The organism is Bradyrhizobium sp. BR13661, from assembly GCF_029892425.1.
Taxonomy (GTDB): Bacteria; Pseudomonadota; Alphaproteobacteria; order Rhizobiales; family Xanthobacteraceae; genus Bradyrhizobium.
This window is the reverse complement of record NZ_JARXWB010000034.1, coordinates 36,285-49,055: the sequence shown is the minus strand read 5'-3', so window position 1 is coordinate 49,055 and position 12,771 is coordinate 36,285. Positions and strand designations below refer to the sequence as shown.

The 12,771-nt window shown below is 63.3% G+C and carries 23 protein-coding genes; 3 read left to right on the top strand and 20 right to left on the bottom strand.

The window, feature by feature from the left end; all coding sequences use genetic code 11:
* Window positions 1–35: 35 nt before the first annotated feature.
* Together M2427_RS35725 and M2427_RS35720 are read left to right on the top strand one after the other, a co-directional pair.
* The gene (locus tag M2427_RS35725) at window positions 36–803 is read left to right on the top strand and encodes a dienelactone hydrolase family protein (RefSeq protein ID WP_280711496.1); all 768 of its coding nucleotides are present in this window, start codon (window positions 36–38) and stop codon (window positions 801–803) included.
* Window positions 804–817: 14 nt separating this feature from the next.
* Window positions 818–1,063 (top strand): hypothetical protein, encoded by a 246-nt coding sequence (locus M2427_RS35720; protein WP_280711495.1) that lies wholly within the window; start codon window positions 818–820, stop codon window positions 1,061–1,063.
* 12 nt (window positions 1,064–1,075) lie between these two features.
* Here M2427_RS35720 and M2427_RS35715 read toward each other — a convergent pair whose 3' ends face one another.
* From M2427_RS35715 to M2427_RS35620, 20 genes are all read right to left on the bottom strand, one after another.
* Window positions 1,076–1,504, bottom strand: coding sequence for a group II truncated hemoglobin (locus tag M2427_RS35715; RefSeq protein ID WP_280711494.1), 429 nt, complete (start codon window positions 1,502–1,504; stop codon window positions 1,076–1,078).
* Window positions 1,505–1,528: 24 nt separating this feature from the next.
* Entirely contained in the window at window positions 1,529–1,696 is a 168-nt protein-coding gene (locus tag M2427_RS35710) for a hypothetical protein (RefSeq protein WP_280711493.1), read from the bottom strand.
* 13 nt (window positions 1,697–1,709) lie between these two features.
* Window positions 1,710–2,159 carry a Rieske 2Fe-2S domain-containing protein gene (locus M2427_RS35705; protein WP_280711492.1) on the bottom strand — a complete coding sequence of 150 codons (450 nt, stop codon included), beginning with the start codon at window positions 2,157–2,159 and terminating at the stop codon, window positions 1,710–1,712.
* Between the two features lie 18 nt (window positions 2,160–2,177).
* Complete coding sequence (locus M2427_RS35700; RefSeq protein WP_280711491.1) at window positions 2,178–2,402, bottom strand: hypothetical protein; 225 nt, start codon at window positions 2,400–2,402, stop codon at window positions 2,178–2,180.
* A 14-nt stretch (window positions 2,403–2,416) separates the two neighbouring features.
* Window positions 2,417–2,725 carry a 2Fe-2S iron-sulfur cluster-binding protein gene (locus M2427_RS35695; protein ID WP_280711490.1) on the bottom strand — a complete coding sequence of 103 codons (309 nt, stop codon included), beginning with the start codon at window positions 2,723–2,725 and terminating at the stop codon, window positions 2,417–2,419.
* 34 nt (window positions 2,726–2,759) lie between these two features.
* Complete coding sequence (locus M2427_RS35690) at window positions 2,760–3,968, bottom strand: DegT/DnrJ/EryC1/StrS family aminotransferase (RefSeq protein WP_280711489.1); 1,209 nt, start codon at window positions 3,966–3,968, stop codon at window positions 2,760–2,762.
* Window positions 3,965–4,234: a hypothetical protein gene (locus M2427_RS35685; RefSeq protein ID WP_280711488.1), complete on the bottom strand. Its 270-nt coding sequence runs from the start codon at window positions 4,232–4,234 to the stop codon at window positions 3,965–3,967. Before M2427_RS35685 ends, M2427_RS35690 begins: the two co-directional genes overlap by 4 nt.
* Before the next feature lie 14 nt (window positions 4,235–4,248).
* Entirely contained in the window at window positions 4,249–4,608 is a 360-nt protein-coding gene (locus tag M2427_RS35680) for a hypothetical protein (RefSeq protein WP_280711487.1), read from the bottom strand.
* 10 nt (window positions 4,609–4,618) lie between these two features.
* The gene (locus M2427_RS35675) at window positions 4,619–4,858 is read right to left on the bottom strand and encodes a nitrogen fixation protein NifZ (RefSeq protein ID WP_280711537.1); all 240 of its coding nucleotides are present in this window, start codon (window positions 4,856–4,858) and stop codon (window positions 4,619–4,621) included.
* Window positions 4,858–5,175, bottom strand: coding sequence for a nitrogen fixation protein NifZ (locus M2427_RS35670; protein ID WP_280711486.1), 318 nt, complete (start codon window positions 5,173–5,175; stop codon window positions 4,858–4,860). The genes M2427_RS35675 and M2427_RS35670 overlap by 1 nt, the downstream gene beginning before the upstream one ends.
* The gene (locus M2427_RS35665; protein WP_280711485.1) at window positions 5,172–5,945 is read right to left on the bottom strand and encodes a 4Fe4S-binding leucine-rich repeat protein; all 774 of its coding nucleotides are present in this window, start codon (window positions 5,943–5,945) and stop codon (window positions 5,172–5,174) included. The genes M2427_RS35670 and M2427_RS35665 overlap by 4 nt, the downstream gene beginning before the upstream one ends.
* Window positions 5,938–6,468 (bottom strand): hypothetical protein, encoded by a 531-nt coding sequence (locus M2427_RS35660; RefSeq protein WP_280711484.1) that lies wholly within the window; start codon window positions 6,466–6,468, stop codon window positions 5,938–5,940. The genes M2427_RS35665 and M2427_RS35660 overlap by 8 nt, the downstream gene beginning before the upstream one ends.
* A 13-nt stretch (window positions 6,469–6,481) precedes the next feature.
* Window positions 6,482–6,790, bottom strand: coding sequence for an iron-sulfur cluster assembly accessory protein (locus tag M2427_RS35655; protein WP_280711483.1), 309 nt, complete (start codon window positions 6,788–6,790; stop codon window positions 6,482–6,484).
* Between the two features lie 10 nt (window positions 6,791–6,800).
* Complete coding sequence (locus tag M2427_RS35650; protein ID WP_025037807.1) at window positions 6,801–7,025, bottom strand: 4Fe-4S binding protein; 225 nt, start codon at window positions 7,023–7,025, stop codon at window positions 6,801–6,803.
* Between the two features lie 10 nt (window positions 7,026–7,035).
* Window positions 7,036–8,598, bottom strand: a complete 1,563-nt coding sequence (gene nifB / locus M2427_RS35645) for a nitrogenase cofactor biosynthesis protein NifB (protein ID WP_280711482.1) — start codon at window positions 8,596–8,598, stop codon at window positions 7,036–7,038.
* Window positions 8,599–8,878: 280 nt separating this feature from the next.
* Window positions 8,879–9,745 carry an SIR2 family protein gene (locus M2427_RS35640; RefSeq protein WP_280711481.1) on the bottom strand — a complete coding sequence of 289 codons (867 nt, stop codon included), beginning with the start codon at window positions 9,743–9,745 and terminating at the stop codon, window positions 8,879–8,881.
* The gene (gene nifT, locus M2427_RS35635) at window positions 9,745–9,966 is read right to left on the bottom strand and encodes a putative nitrogen fixation protein NifT (protein ID WP_100178678.1); all 222 of its coding nucleotides are present in this window, start codon (window positions 9,964–9,966) and stop codon (window positions 9,745–9,747) included. The genes M2427_RS35640 and nifT overlap by 1 nt, the downstream gene beginning before the upstream one ends.
* A complete protein-coding gene (gene nifS, locus M2427_RS35630) occupies window positions 9,963–11,159 on the bottom strand; it encodes a cysteine desulfurase NifS (protein WP_280711480.1) in 1,197 nt (398 codons plus the stop codon). The genes nifT and nifS overlap by 4 nt, the downstream gene beginning before the upstream one ends.
* Before the next feature lie 28 nt (window positions 11,160–11,187).
* The gene (locus M2427_RS35625; RefSeq protein WP_280711536.1) at window positions 11,188–11,481 is read right to left on the bottom strand and encodes a NifU family protein; all 294 of its coding nucleotides are present in this window, start codon (window positions 11,479–11,481) and stop codon (window positions 11,188–11,190) included.
* Window positions 11,482–11,518: 37 nt separating this feature from the next.
* Window positions 11,519–11,839: an iron-sulfur cluster assembly accessory protein gene (locus tag M2427_RS35620; protein WP_280711479.1), complete on the bottom strand. Its 321-nt coding sequence runs from the start codon at window positions 11,837–11,839 to the stop codon at window positions 11,519–11,521.
* A 333-nt stretch (window positions 11,840–12,172) separates the two neighbouring features.
* Here M2427_RS35620 and M2427_RS35615 point away from each other — a divergent pair, with 333 nt between their 5' ends.
* Window positions 12,173–12,763 carry a hypothetical protein gene (locus M2427_RS35615; RefSeq protein WP_280711478.1) on the top strand — a complete coding sequence of 197 codons (591 nt, stop codon included), beginning with the start codon at window positions 12,173–12,175 and terminating at the stop codon, window positions 12,761–12,763.
* Window positions 12,764–12,771: the final 8 nt, after the last annotated feature.

The window sequence follows — 12,771 nt, the reverse complement described above, 5'->3', positions numbered from 1 at the left end:
AACAAGCAGAGGCCCACCGGAGAGGAGACGACACCATGATCGAATTGACTGCCAGCGACGGAGCAAGCTTCTCCGCCTATCGCGCCGAGCCTGCGGACGCGCCCAAGGGGGCCGTCGTGGTTCTCCAGGACGTTTTCGGCGTCACACCCGAAATCCGCAAGGTCGCAGATGCCTTCGCAGCCAAGGGCTATGTCGCGATCGCGCCGGCCCTGTTCGACCGGGTCAAGTCGGGCGTCAGCCTGGGGCACGACAAGGAAGGCAAGGCCGAGGGCGCGTCCATCAGCGCGCAAATCGGCAAGGAGCAGGCGATCTCGGACATCCAGGCGACCGTCGATGCCGTGAAAGACGCCGGCAAGGTCGCGATCGTCGGCTATTGCTGGGGTAGCGACCTCGCCTACGCCGCGGCCAACAAGGTCAACGGCATCGCCTGCGTGATCGGCTATGACGGCAGCCAGGCGGTCGCCGACTATCGCGAGAAACGCAAGGTACCGACGCTTCTGCATTTCTGCGAGAACGATCCGGAGTTGTCGATGGAGGCCATCACGCAGTTCCGCGCCTGGCGGCCCGATGTCAGCGCCTTCACCTACGCCAACGCCTCGCAGGGCTTCGGCTGCGACGAACGCGGCAGCTACCGCGAGGACGCGGCGGCCGCGGCCCTGGAGCGGACCCTGTTCTGGATCTCTCAATATGTCGAGGGCCAGCAGCCGATTTTGTTGAAGAATGCGGGCGCTTATGCCCAGGCCAAGACCGAGAAGAAGAAAAAGAAGAAGGCCGACGACGATCTCGGACCGCCGATGGATTGATGGAGTCTTCCACGATGTTGCCGACAACCATTCTCATCGACGATACGCCGCGCTGCGTGATCCGGCCGACCGATACCAAGGATCTCAATCGCTTCATACGCAACGGCAAGGCATTCTTGCTGGCCGAGCGCCCCGAAGGCAGGATCACGCACCGGACGGCCAACGAGACAGAGATGGGCAAGTGGCAGGACGGTCTCGCCCTGCATACGGCGTGGGGGGGTGCAGAGGAGGAGTTTTTTGGATTGCCACTGCCGGAATGACGCGGCGTCCGTTCAAGCGTGGCCACCGCGCGCATCGTGCGGATTGCCGGCCTGGTTGCGCATCCAGTCGGCCAGCTTGGTGAGTGCGGCGTCGATCTCTCCCCGCGCAGTGTCGTCGGCAACCGTTTCGGCCAATGCACCGCGCATGCAGAGCAACCAGGCATCGCGCTCGGCGCTGCCGATCGGAAAGCCGAAGTGACGCTGTCGCAGCCGCGGATGGCCTTTCTCCGGCGAATAGAGTTTTGGACCCCCGGTCCATTCGCTGAGGTATCGCTTCAACACCTGCTTGGTCGATGTGAGATCGTCCGGATGCATCGCCCTGATGCCGGCGGCTTCCGGCAGCGAATCCATCCGCCGATAGAAGCTCTCCACCAAGCGGTCGATGACGACCGGGCCACCGATCCGTTCAAACATTGAGGCTGTGATGACCGTATCGCTCATACTGATGCCTTCTGCTGCGCCCGTCTACTCGTCCATGCTTGGTGACAGGATAACCTCCGCTGGAGCGCCGGGACCTTGATCGGCGACAAATTCCAGCGTGGATACGCGCGAAAGCCCATCGCCGCTGTCCATCAGCACCACGGCGTCCTCCGGCAACTGTTTCAGTCGATTGAGCAATTGGGCGACAGTCACGGCCGGTCCTCCGCTAATCCGGGTGGATCATGATTTCCATGGTCTCGTCATGATCGTCGAAAGCGCCGAACGGCCGGTCGTCCTCGACCAGCCGCTCGCCGCACAGGCAGACCTCGCCGTCGACCACCGCCAGCGCGATCGGCTCGAGACTCTTGCCGTTGCAAGGGCCATCGATGCAAAGCCCGCTGTCGATCTCGAACGTTGCGCCGTGGCGTCCGCATTTCAGGAACGCGCGATCCTGCGTGAAGAAGTCTCCGCTGCCGATGTTGAGCCAGACACCGTCATGAGGGCAGGCGTTAACGTAACCGAGATAGACGTTGTCGTGGCCTCGGATCACGACGATCGGGAATGGCCGGCTCTCACCGGACGCGTCGATGCGCGACAGGCTGAACGCCTTGGCGCCGCCGCGCTCGATATCGTCGCTCGCGCAGACGACGAAAACGTCGATCTCTTCCGAGCCCATTGACGCTCCTTCCTCTGGTCAGGCCGCCGCTGGCGCCGCCGCCTGCTTGAGTGCCGTCACTTCGTCGCGCGTCAGCCGGAACACGCCCCGACCACCCGCGAGCGCCTGGTAGACGTCGCCGGCCTTGTCGCTGAGAAAGTTGAACCAGGCCTGCGGCGTCAGGCCCTCGGGCCGCTCGCTGATCTCGACGATCGTGCCGTTCGGTGCAAAACGCGCATGGAGAATGACGTTCTGGGTATCCATCGTCCCTCTCCCGCTCACAGGCCCGACGAGAAGCCGAGCAGCTCGATCTTGACGTTCTCGGTCCCGAGCATCGTGGCCTGACAGGCGAGCCGCGACTTCGAGCTGACGCCGACGATCGCGTCGAGCTTCTCGTTCTCGAGCCGCGCGATCTTCGACAGTCCCTTGCGACCTTCCTGCACGTAGATGTGGCAGGAGCCGCATTTGGCCTGGCCTTCGCATTTGTGCGGAATCGCAATCTCGGCTCCAAGCAGCGCGGCCAGCAGCGTCGTGCCCTCCGCGACTTCGATGGTCTTGCCCTCGGGCATGATTGTCAGTGTGGTCATGGTCTTCGTCCTCTCTGTTGTACGGATCCGTTGTTCAATAGATCGCCGCGCCTGCGCCGACGTTGATCGAGGCGTCCTTCATGGTCTCGACGATGAATTCGATCTGGCTGTCCGTAAGATGCGTATGGAACGGTAGCGCGACGGCGCGATCGGCGATCTTCTCGGTCACAAGAAGATCGCCGCGTCGATAGCCGAGATCGAAATAGTGCCGCTGCAGGTGCAGCGGATGGCTGTAGGCCACCGCTTCGACCTGCTCGACCCGGAGATCCTCGGCGATGGCGTCACGGCTGGAGCGGGTGAAGCGCGTGCCAAGATGCACCAGATAGAGAAACCAGTTAACTTCGGTGACGTCCGGGCCGATATAGGGCGGCTTGATGCCCTCGAACGACTGCACATGTGTCGCATAGAGCTGCTCGACCAGCCGGCGACGCTCGATGATCTCATCGATGCGCTTGAGCTGGGCCAGCCCGAGCGCGGCCGCAAGATCGCTGATTCCGATCTGGTATGATGCCACCGAGCCGACGACGACGGACGACCGCTCGCTCAGCCGGTGCGAGCGATGGCGTCGCAAGGTTACGGCAAGGTCGATATCGTCGGTCACGACCATGCCGCCTTCGCCGCAGGTCAGGAGTGACGGCTGCGCGAAGTCGAATACGGCCGCATCGCCAAAACTGCCGACCAGCCTGTCCTTGTAGCGCGAGCCGATCGCCTCGGTGGAGTCCTCCAGCAGGAGAACGCCGTGCCGGGACGCGATGTCGCGCAGCTCGGAAAAGGGCGCCGGGTGGCCGTTGGTGTTGGCCGCGAGGATGGCACGCGTGCTGGGTGTGATGCGCTCTTCGACCTTCTGCGGCGCCAGCGTGCCCGACCAATAGTCGATGTCGGCAAAGACAGGCCGTGCGCCGGCGAGACTGATCGCATGCGCCGTTTCCCGGAACGAATAGGACGAAGCGATGACCTCGTCACCGGGACCGATGCCATATGCCTTCAGCGCAAGCATGAGGCCGATCGTGCCGCTCGGCACTGCGATCGCATAGGCTCGACCGACATAAGCGGCAAAGGCTGCCTCGAACGCCTCTGCGATCAGACCGCTGGAAACCCGCGGCGAGCGCAGCACGGCCTCGACTGCCCCGATCTCTGCCAGAGTGACGTCCGGGTCGGACATCGGAATGAAGTCGTGGCCGGTCTCGACCGGGATTTCGCCGGTTTCCGGCAGGTCGTCATAGGCGAGAGCGGGCTCCGTCATGATCCCGTCGCCCGCTTTGCCAACACGATGCCGGTTGCGCGCGTCGGATCATCCGTGATCTGCACGCAATGATCCGCGCTGTCGAGCAGGTGCAGGTCGAAGGCTGCAAAACGGCGGTACGGCGTCTCCGTCACGTCGGAGGCGTCGCAGCGGACCCAAGAGAGATGCGGGAATTTCTGCCGCAACTCGAGATAGGCGTGCGGTGGCGCGTCGGGCGAGGCCAGCATCCGCTCGATCTCAGCCAGTTCGATTTCCGCCAGTGGCATGTTCCCGTCTCCCATCATTGCCAGAACACGCGCTCGGGATCCGCGTTCAGGATCTCCGTCACCGACGACAGCCGCTGATGCACGCCGTGGAGCTCCCAGACACCGGTCTCGTGATCCTTGCGAAACAGCTTCCAGCTTGCACTCGCAGCATCGTGGTGCAGCAATGCGACGTCGATCACGCCGCCCTCGGAGTCGATGTTGCGCGAGCAGCAGGGGCTCTCGACGAGATAGCCGCCGGTCACGCCCGTGACGACCGGCGAGACGTAGCGATAACGCTTGCGCGATCCCAGGGCGCGCTCGATCCGCTTGCGATCGAGCTCGTTGGGATGCGCCGGCAAACGCACGGCTGGCTGTCGGAGGACGGCGGCATTCATCGCGGCGCTCCTACAGCGGACTGATTTCTTCTTCGAGGCAGCCGACCACCAGCCGCTCGCCGAATTCGACGAGATAGATCGGCAGATTGGCGTCCGTATGCCGACCGACCTGGACGATCTCGCCGGTGCCGCCGACAGCGACGAGGAGACCCTCGGCAGGCGCATCGGGAAACGAGCCGTCGTTGAGAAGGTCGACCGCCGCCTTCACGCGCTGGCCCCATTGGTACTTCGGCAATTTCGGTTCGATCATCATGATGCAGCCTCCGGCAGCGGAATGTCCTCGAGCACATCCCGCGGAGTGATGGGATCGAGCTCCTTGCGCTTCATCCCGACGCGGTTGCCGCTTTCGAGGAATTCGACGCCATAGATGTAGAATTGCTGAAGGAAGGTGCCGATCGAGACGACGTAACCAACCTCGCCCTTCTTGGCGAGGATGTCGCCGATCTCCTTGCCGGCATAGGTGCCATCGTTGCGGATGGTGCGCTTGGCCCGCACCTTCTCCCCGAACGAGAAGAACGGCGGGGCCGTCAGCTCGACGACATCGCTATCGCGGACGATGTTGCTCATACAGACGCTCCCGTTTCTCGTTCCAGTCGAACGGCGACCCGGGATCGCGCCACCTCGCGTACCAGTCCGTCCTGGTCCTCGACCAGTCCCATGAGCTCGCCGGCCGCGGCGCGGCTCGCGACCTCGTAGCGGATGCGCCAGTCCGGGTCGCGGCGCATCAGGGCCAGGAGCTCCGGCGACAGCCGCTGCGCGATCTCGAGCCGCACGGCAGCATCGCGATCGTTGATCATGCCGAGCAGCCATTCGTCGGGAATGCGGCGAGCCACGACGCGGCGCACCTCCGCCTCCTGATCCTCGATCATCCGGCCGAGCAGCAAAGGGGCGAGCCTGCGCGCGACGACGAGGCGGACATAGTAATCCTCGTCAGACGCCATCGGCACCAGATCGTCGTTGTCTATCAGGGTTGCAACGCGCATCCTGACTTCGCGATGCGGGTCCTTGCGCAGTCGCAGGGCATAGCGCCTGGGCAGGCGGCGGACGGCGTTCCAGCGCACGGTTTCGTCGGCATCGCCGAGCAGCGGAGGGAGCAGAAACAGATTGGCGAACTTTGCGGCGATTGCGCGTACCTCAAAATGCGGGTGAGCGAGATAGCCGTCGGCAAGGCCCGGATTCCAGTTGAAGAAGCGGTCGATGCGGCGCGCATAGCGATCGTTGACGCAAGCGTGCCCGATCCGGCAGCCGCCGGCGCCGTTGAGCGCCAGATGGGCGCAAGAGGCGCAATCGACCTCCTGTCCCTGCCAGTCGAGGACTTCGTCGATGTCGTCAGTCATCGTCCTGCCCCATCCGCTCGAGCACGCCGAGCAGCACCCTGGCGCCGATCTTGTCGGTGGGATCGAGCTCCAGCAGCTTCTCGACCGCCAGCCGCCCCTCATCGGTCTCGCCAAGGCGCATCTGCAGATAGGCGTAGCCCTTCAGCGAGAACAGGAAGAAGCGCGGCAGGATATTCTCATAGCGGCCGAACTCGGCATCGCCGGCCCGCACACAGCGCCAATCGGTAGAAAAGTTGTTCTCTTCGCCCGCCTTGAGCAGACAGCGACGGGCGACATCGAGCGCCTCGGCCAGACGGCCCTTGTAGAAGTAGAAGCGATAGAGGCCGATCAGCACGGCCGCATGGCCGGGCGCCAGCGCCTCGGCTTCGCGCAGATGACCTTCTGCGATGTCGTCCAGGTGATAGGAGAGCCCCGCCTCCCACAGATGATGTTCCGCCTCGCTCGGCAGTCCGCGGCCGAGCAAGGCGCTGGTGACGAGCGCCTCGTTGATCTCGACCTGCGGGCTGACGAACGGCTCCGGCATCATTGTCGCCTGTTCAATGGTGGCCGCAGGAGACCTGCTTCGGATCGTGGAACACGAGCCCGGTCTGGGTTGCCGTATCCGCGAAATCGATGGTGACGCCGTCGAGCAGCAGCCGGCTTTCGGCCGGCAGGAACAACTTGACGCCGTCCCGCTCGACCACGGCATCGCCGGCCTGCGGCGCAGCCAGCACGTGGATGTCCGCCGCAAGACCCGAGCAGCCGCCCGGGCTGACGGCGAGGCGAAAGCCGCTCCCCGCGCCGCCGTCGACCCGAAGCATCATGCGCATGAATTTCTGCGCCGCCGGTGTGATCGTAAAGTTCATGTCGTTCCCCTCAAGCTGGTGCCTGGTAGCGCGGCAGCGACGTATCGATCACGCAGGTGTTGTCGACCGGGCACACCGCCACGCATTGCGGCTCGTCGAAATGACCAAGGCACTCGGTACATTTCTTCGGATCGATCACGAACGTCCCGCCCTTCTCGCGGATTGCGACGTTCGGGCATTCCGGCTCGCAGGCCGAGCAGCTCGTGCACTGCGAGGCGATGATCTTGAATGGCATCGGTCTCTCCTCACGCCGCCGAAATCAGCGCGCCCTGGCGGATGGCGGCATCGCCGCGCTCCGCGTGCTCGATCTCGCCGCTGTTGACCTTGTCGAGATAGGCCTTGAACCAGGCGATCGCCGACTTCTCGATGAATTCGTGGGCGTATTGATCGACCGGCTCGATCCCGGCCTTGATCAAATCGCCCTTCGGGCAGCCGCCGATCTTGGCCACGAACACCGCATGGCAGTCGTTGATGGCGCGGATGATGGTCTCGAGACTGTCTTCCTCGCCGTAACCGCCCTGGCAGTAGAGGTCGACGCGGCGATGGCCGACAAATTTGGCGCCTGCCGTGGAGAGTTCGTAGACCTGAAACTCCTTGGCGTGGCCGAAATGTTCGTTGATCAGGCCGGAGCCCTTGGTCGCGACCGCGGCCAAGACCTTGATGTCGCTGGAAAGGCCTGCGAGCTCGTTGAGCTCCTCCTGCTTGGCGGCGACCTTGGCGACACGCTCCTCCTCGACCTTGGCCTGGTAGGCCTTGCGGGTATCGGCGTCGTATTTCACCTCCATCGCCATGATCTTGTCGGTGGTGAACTCGGCGCTGCGATCTTCGCCGAGCAGGCCGACCGCGTCGGCGCGGCACTGGCGGCAATGCCGCATCATGTTCATCTCGCCTTCGCAGGAATCCTGCAGCGCTTTCAGCTCCTGCGCGCTCGGACCGCGCTGGCCGTTCAGGCCGAACACAGTGCCGTGCTCGGGCGCGGAGATCAGCGGCATGATGTTGTGCAGGAAGGCACCGCGCGACTTCACCGCCCTGTTGACCTCGACCAAGTGCTGGTCGTTGATCCCAGGGATCATCACCGAGTTGACCTTGCAGAGAATGCCGCGCTCGGTCAGCATTTCCAGGCCCTGCAGCTGGCGATCGGTCAGGATCTTGGCGGCCTCGTAGCCGGTGTAGCGCTTGTGCTTGTAGAAGATCCAGGGATAGATCTGCGCGCCGATCTCGGGATCGACCATGTTGATGGTGATGGTGACGTGGTCGACATTGTACTTCGCAATGGTGTCGACGTGGTCCGGCAGCATGAGGCCGTTGGTCGACAGGCACAGCTTGATGTCGGGTGCGGTATTGTAGATCAGCTCGAAGGTCTTGAAGGTCTTTTCCGGATTGGCCAGCGGATCGCCGGGACCGGCGATGCCGAGCACGGTCATCTGGGGAATGGTGGAGGCGACCGCGAGCACCTTCTTGGCGGCCTGCTCCGGCGTCAGCTTCTCGCTGACGACGCCGGGGCGCGATTCATTGGCGCAGTCGTATTTGCGATTGCAGTAGTTGCACTGAATGTTGCAGGCAGGCGCGACAGCAACATGCATGCGCGCATAATGATGGTGCGCCTCCTCGCTGTAGCAGGGATGGTTCTTCACCTTCTCCCAGATCTCGGTCGGCAGATCGCCCTGGCCTGCCTGCGATCCGCAGCTTGCCTTGCCGCTGCCACCACTGGTGCCGCAGCCCTTGTGATCGGCGATGGCTTGCATGATCTCGCCGACGTCGGCGACGGGACCGGTGCTGCTGGCGTCGTGTTGCGCTGAAACGTCCATTTGCTCAGTTCTCCTTGCAAGCCGAACGGATTTGCGGGCTCTGATTTCGAGAAGCGTCCTAAGAGTCGTTCTAGAAAGGTATTAGCAACCTGCATGCCACCGCCGGGCAACGCGGCTTTCTTGACGTACGTCAAGGAGTTAGCGTCCGCGTTGGAGAATGTCGGTTTGCCAACGCATGTTGGAAAAGTGACAGACGCGACATCGTCGACAACTGGCATCGACGCGCTCCGCCGCGCGAACGCAGCGCGGCGGCGGGGCAGGTCAGCAATTTCGACGGAAGTTAGCCTGCGAGAACGATCTCGATCGCGCGCGCCAGCGGAATGGCAAGTGGGGTCAGGCCCTGGCTCACCAGGAAGCGCAGCTCGTTCTTCGATAGCGTGTCCGGTTCGACCACGGCATAGTGCGTGTCGGCCGAACGCTTCGACAGCTGCCTTGCATAGGTCCGCAAGAGCTGATCGTTGAAACGGCAGCCGAGGAACAGGAAGCTGCGCCCCATGCGTCGCTCCTTGACCTCGTCCGGGATCGGCGTCTGGATGTCGATCTCGGTGAGGACCTCGACATAGTCGGCGTCGGAGATCAGGAAATTCTTTGCGGGCGCGACGCTGCCGTGTGGCTTGTAGAGGATCGTCGTCCACGTCTTGGCTTGCGTACGATCGACCTCCTGGCCCGCAGCATCGTAGAACCGGAACCAGCGGTCCTCGCCGATGCCGGCGCGGGTGATTCCCTGAATCTCGCCCCAGTCGCTGCGCCCCACCAGCGCGCTTCGCATTGCGCCGTCGTACCAGCTGTCGACGATCAAAGGCAGCGGCAGCGTGGCAAGATAGCGATGTAGCGCGGTCGGCGCGACCGGGGCGGCAAATGCGTCCGTCATCAGCGCAGTGACCGTGGCGCGATGCCTGGTGCTCTCGATATGCTGGGCCGAGGCCCATGCATTGCCGCGGGCACGTCGCGGCAATGCGACCCTCGTCCCGAAAAAGGCCGCCAGCGCTTCCGGATTCATTGGCACCGCCGGCTCGCCAAGCTCGACCACGCCGGGCCCGAGATAAGGGATGACGTTGCCGCCGCGCAGCCGCGCGACGACGTCGCCGAGGATGGCTTCAGCATCGGCCGGAGCGGCGAAATCGATCTGCGGGACAGGCGCATTCATCACTCGTCTCCCTCTCCGCCACGCTTCTTGGCGTTGATGGTGATCGGCAGGTTGGTGTCGGCGGCCATCTGCGGCAAGTCGAGCACCCAGCCATTGGCGATCTTGATCCAGCCGCCCCACAGCGTCTCATGCTCGGATTCGACGATCGGCTCCTCGAGATCCTTCTTCGGCACGTAGATGGACAGGCCAGTCTCCGGCGATCGGCGAATCATGACTTTCATGAGCTGAGTTCCTCGGTCAGAGAGGTGCCGCTCGCGCACTCGAGCCACGAAGGAGACAATGCTCTCAGTTTCGATAGGATGTCCGGCAGTTCGTGCAGAACGCGGTCGATTTCGTCGACCGTCGTTTCGCGTGACAGTGAGAACCGAATCGCGCCGCGCAGCGACTGCGGCGGTACGTTCATCGCGCGCAGCACGTGCGAAGGCTCCATCGATCCGGAGGCACAAGCCGATCCGAGCGAGGCGGCAATGCCCGCGCGGTTCAGGTGGTGGATGATCGCCTCGCCTTCGACGTGCTCGAAGGCGATATTCGACGTATTCGGCAGCCGGCTCTTGACGTCCCCCAGCACCATACAATGGCCGAGTTGCAGGATTCCCCGCTCCATCCGGTCACGCAGCTCGGCGATCCCGGCTTGCTCCTGCTGCAGTTGCGCCGCTGCAATTTCGGCCGCCTTGCCGAGACCGACGATACCAGGAACGTTTTCGGTGCCGGCCCGGCGGCGACGCTCCTGCGGACCGCCCAGGATCAGCGGCTTGAATTTTGTTCCCTTGCGCACGTAAAGCGCGCCGATTCCCTTGGGTCCATGCAATTTGTGGCCGGACAACGAGAGCATGTCGATCTCGGTTGCATTCAGATCGATCGGAATCCGTCCCACCGCCTGCACGGCGTCGGTGTGAAACACCGCGCCGGCCGAACGGGCCATCTTCGCCAGGAACTCGACAGGAAACAGGGTGCCAGTCTCGTTGTTGGCCCACATCACGGAGGCGATCGCGGTGCGCGGACCGAGCGCACGCCGATAGGCCTCGATGTCGAGCCGTCCGCGCCTGTCGACGGGGATGAGATGGCTCCTGATGCCGCGACGCGCGAGATCCTCGACCAGCGAAAGCACGGCAGGGTGTTCAACGGCTGTGGTGACGATCTCGTCGCGCCCGTCCTGCACGGCAAGCGCCGACAGGATCGCCGCGTTATCGGATTCGGTGCCGCCCGAGGTGAAGATGATCTCGTGATCGAACGCTGCGCCGATCAGGCCCTGAACACTGCGCCGCGCCTCCCTCACCGCCTCGGCGACGTCACTGCCGAATGCATGCGCCGAAGACGCATTGCCGAACTGGTCCGTGAAGAACGGCAGCATCGCCGCGACGACGGAGGAATCCGTGCGGGTCGTCGCATTGTTGTCGAGGTAGATCGGCCGCACGGAATCCCTCTCCCAACGTCGAAGCTGTTCAGTGACGAGGCTTTGCTGCTCCGGCAACGGGGATCAGGCGGACGAACTCGCCGAGCCGCTCGATCAGGCGGGCCTGAATTCCTTCCAGCGTCGCGCTGGCGAGCTTGCAGAACACGCAGGCCCCGGTGAGCCTGACCATGATCTTGTTGCCGTCGATCTCAAGCAGCTCGCAATCGCCGCCGTCGCGCTTGAGATTGGGACGGACCTCGTCAAGCACGGCGCGAATGATGCGTTCGCGATCGCTGGGTTCGGCGACCGGCGCCTGCTTCAGATGTTCGGATTCAACGAGCATTTTCATGATCTCTTTCTTGCAGATCGACGGGGACGGCTCAGCTGAAAGACTTGCCGCAGGAGCAGCTCGACTTCGCATTGGGATTGTCGAAGGTGAAGCCGGAGCCTTCGAGCGCGACGACGAAATCGATCGTGGTGCCGCTGAGATGTTCGTGGCTCGCATTGTCGACGAATACCTTCACGCCGCCGCGTTCGATCACGGTGTCGTCGGGCTTGGCCTCATCGGCGAGACCCATCATGTATTTGAAGCCGGCGCAGCCGCCGGTCTCGACCATGATGCGCAAGCCGCTCGCCGGCTGCGCCGCGGAGGAGATAGCGGTCTTCACTGCATTCACCGCGCTGTCCGTCAGGTTGATCATCGCTCGCCCTCGCTGTCTGGGTCTGTCGCGAAGAGGGATCGCAAGTCCCGTGCCAGAGCGTATGTTACTGAAACACCTTCGTTTTCGCGAAGCATGCTTCTGTTATGTTTGCGACGCTTGTCGGATTTGCGACACGCCGCTTGGCGGCGCCGGGACACAGAAATGGCAACGCGATACCGGGCAGTGCGCAGCGGCCGCGCAAAGCGGTCCGGTTTCCCGAGAAATTCGATCCCCGGGCACATCTCGGAGCAGATGGCAAACTCCTTGCACAAGAACGATCGAGACTTTCGCGCCGGTCGGTTATGGCGCAGCAAATGTCACGAGGAGAGATTGATGACGTCGATCGACAACACCGCCCTTGGCCGCCTGGACCAGGAGGGTCGGCTCCTGAATGCGGTGCTCAAGGGCGACACCACCAAGCCGGGGCGCTTCGGCTTTCGCGGCGACATCGCGCTGAAATTCCAGGCCCAGGTGGCAGACGAGAAGCGCCCGCCGGATTATTCGATCGAGCAGGTCCTCACCGTGGCGCAGGAGGGCGAAGCGACCATCCCGGTGCTCGCAGGTTACATCCATTCCTTCGCCTATCTCGCCGATGTCGCCAAGGTGCTGGACGGCGCCTTGAGCCCCAAGGGCAGCTACTTCATGTTCTGCAACAACATCGACTTTCTGGCAAAATACCGCACCAGGATCGGCGACATCGAGTTCCGCGTGCTGCCCTGCGACGAATCCACGGTCTGGAAGGAGATGATGGATCTCGCCGGCGTCGACAAGAACGACATCAAGAAGCTCGATACCGCCGGCAAACTGGACTATCTGCTCGACGCCGCCAGAGAACTCGACGGCTCCTACACCGACATCTCCTACGAGGACGGCGTCGCAAAGATGGAGCCTGTTAAGAACCGTAACGAGAACCGTCCGGTCTGACGTATCGG

Excerpts from the sequence above, each read along its gene's own strand:
- nifB (WP_280711482.1), bottom strand. The coding sequence starts at position 8,598 with ATGGACGTTTCAGCGCAACACGACGCCAGCAGCACCGGTCCCGTCGCC.
- M2427_RS35665 (WP_280711485.1), bottom strand. The coding sequence starts at position 5,945 with ATGACTGACGACATCGACGAAGTCCTCGACTGGCAGGGACAGGAGGTC.
- M2427_RS35675 (WP_280711537.1), bottom strand. The coding sequence starts at position 4,858 with ATGATCGAACCGAAATTGCCGAAGTACCAATGGGGCCAGCGCGTGAAG.
- M2427_RS35625 (WP_280711536.1), bottom strand. The coding sequence starts at position 11,481 with ATGCTCGTTGAATCCGAACATCTGAAGCAGGCGCCGGTCGCCGAACCC.
- M2427_RS35695 (WP_280711490.1), bottom strand. The coding sequence starts at position 2,725 with ATGACCACACTGACAATCATGCCCGAGGGCAAGACCATCGAAGTCGCG.
- M2427_RS35720 (WP_280711495.1), top strand. The coding sequence starts at position 818 with ATGTTGCCGACAACCATTCTCATCGACGATACGCCGCGCTGCGTGATC.
- M2427_RS35725 (WP_280711496.1), top strand. The coding sequence starts at position 36 with ATGATCGAATTGACTGCCAGCGACGGAGCAAGCTTCTCCGCCTATCGC.
- M2427_RS35680 (WP_280711487.1), bottom strand. The coding sequence starts at position 4,608 with ATGAATGCCGCCGTCCTCCGACAGCCAGCCGTGCGTTTGCCGGCGCAT.
- M2427_RS35660 (WP_280711484.1), bottom strand. The coding sequence starts at position 6,468 with ATGCCGGAGCCGTTCGTCAGCCCGCAGGTCGAGATCAACGAGGCGCTC.
- M2427_RS35705 (WP_280711492.1), bottom strand. The coding sequence starts at position 2,159 with ATGGGCTCGGAAGAGATCGACGTTTTCGTCGTCTGCGCGAGCGACGAT.
- nifT (WP_100178678.1), bottom strand. The coding sequence starts at position 9,966 with ATGAAAGTCATGATTCGCCGATCGCCGGAGACTGGCCTGTCCATCTAC.
- M2427_RS35685 (WP_280711488.1), bottom strand. The coding sequence starts at position 4,234 with ATGCCACTGGCGGAAATCGAACTGGCTGAGATCGAGCGGATGCTGGCC.
- M2427_RS35615 (WP_280711478.1), top strand. The coding sequence starts at position 12,173 with ATGACGTCGATCGACAACACCGCCCTTGGCCGCCTGGACCAGGAGGGT.
- M2427_RS35655 (WP_280711483.1), bottom strand. The coding sequence starts at position 6,790 with ATGAACTTTACGATCACACCGGCGGCGCAGAAATTCATGCGCATGATG.
- M2427_RS35670 (WP_280711486.1), bottom strand. The coding sequence starts at position 5,175 with ATGAGCAACATCGTCCGCGATAGCGATGTCGTCGAGCTGACGGCCCCG.
- M2427_RS35650 (WP_025037807.1), bottom strand. The coding sequence starts at position 7,025 with ATGCCATTCAAGATCATCGCCTCGCAGTGCACGAGCTGCTCGGCCTGC.
- M2427_RS35700 (WP_280711491.1), bottom strand. The coding sequence starts at position 2,402 with ATGGATACCCAGAACGTCATTCTCCATGCGCGTTTTGCACCGAACGGC.
- M2427_RS35640 (WP_280711481.1), bottom strand. The coding sequence starts at position 9,745 with ATGAATGCGCCTGTCCCGCAGATCGATTTCGCCGCTCCGGCCGATGCT.
- M2427_RS35690 (WP_280711489.1), bottom strand. The coding sequence starts at position 3,968 with ATGACGGAGCCCGCTCTCGCCTATGACGACCTGCCGGAAACCGGCGAA.
- M2427_RS35715 (WP_280711494.1), bottom strand. The coding sequence starts at position 1,504 with ATGAGCGATACGGTCATCACAGCCTCAATGTTTGAACGGATCGGTGGC.
- M2427_RS35620 (WP_280711479.1), bottom strand. The coding sequence starts at position 11,839 with ATGATCAACCTGACGGACAGCGCGGTGAATGCAGTGAAGACCGCTATC.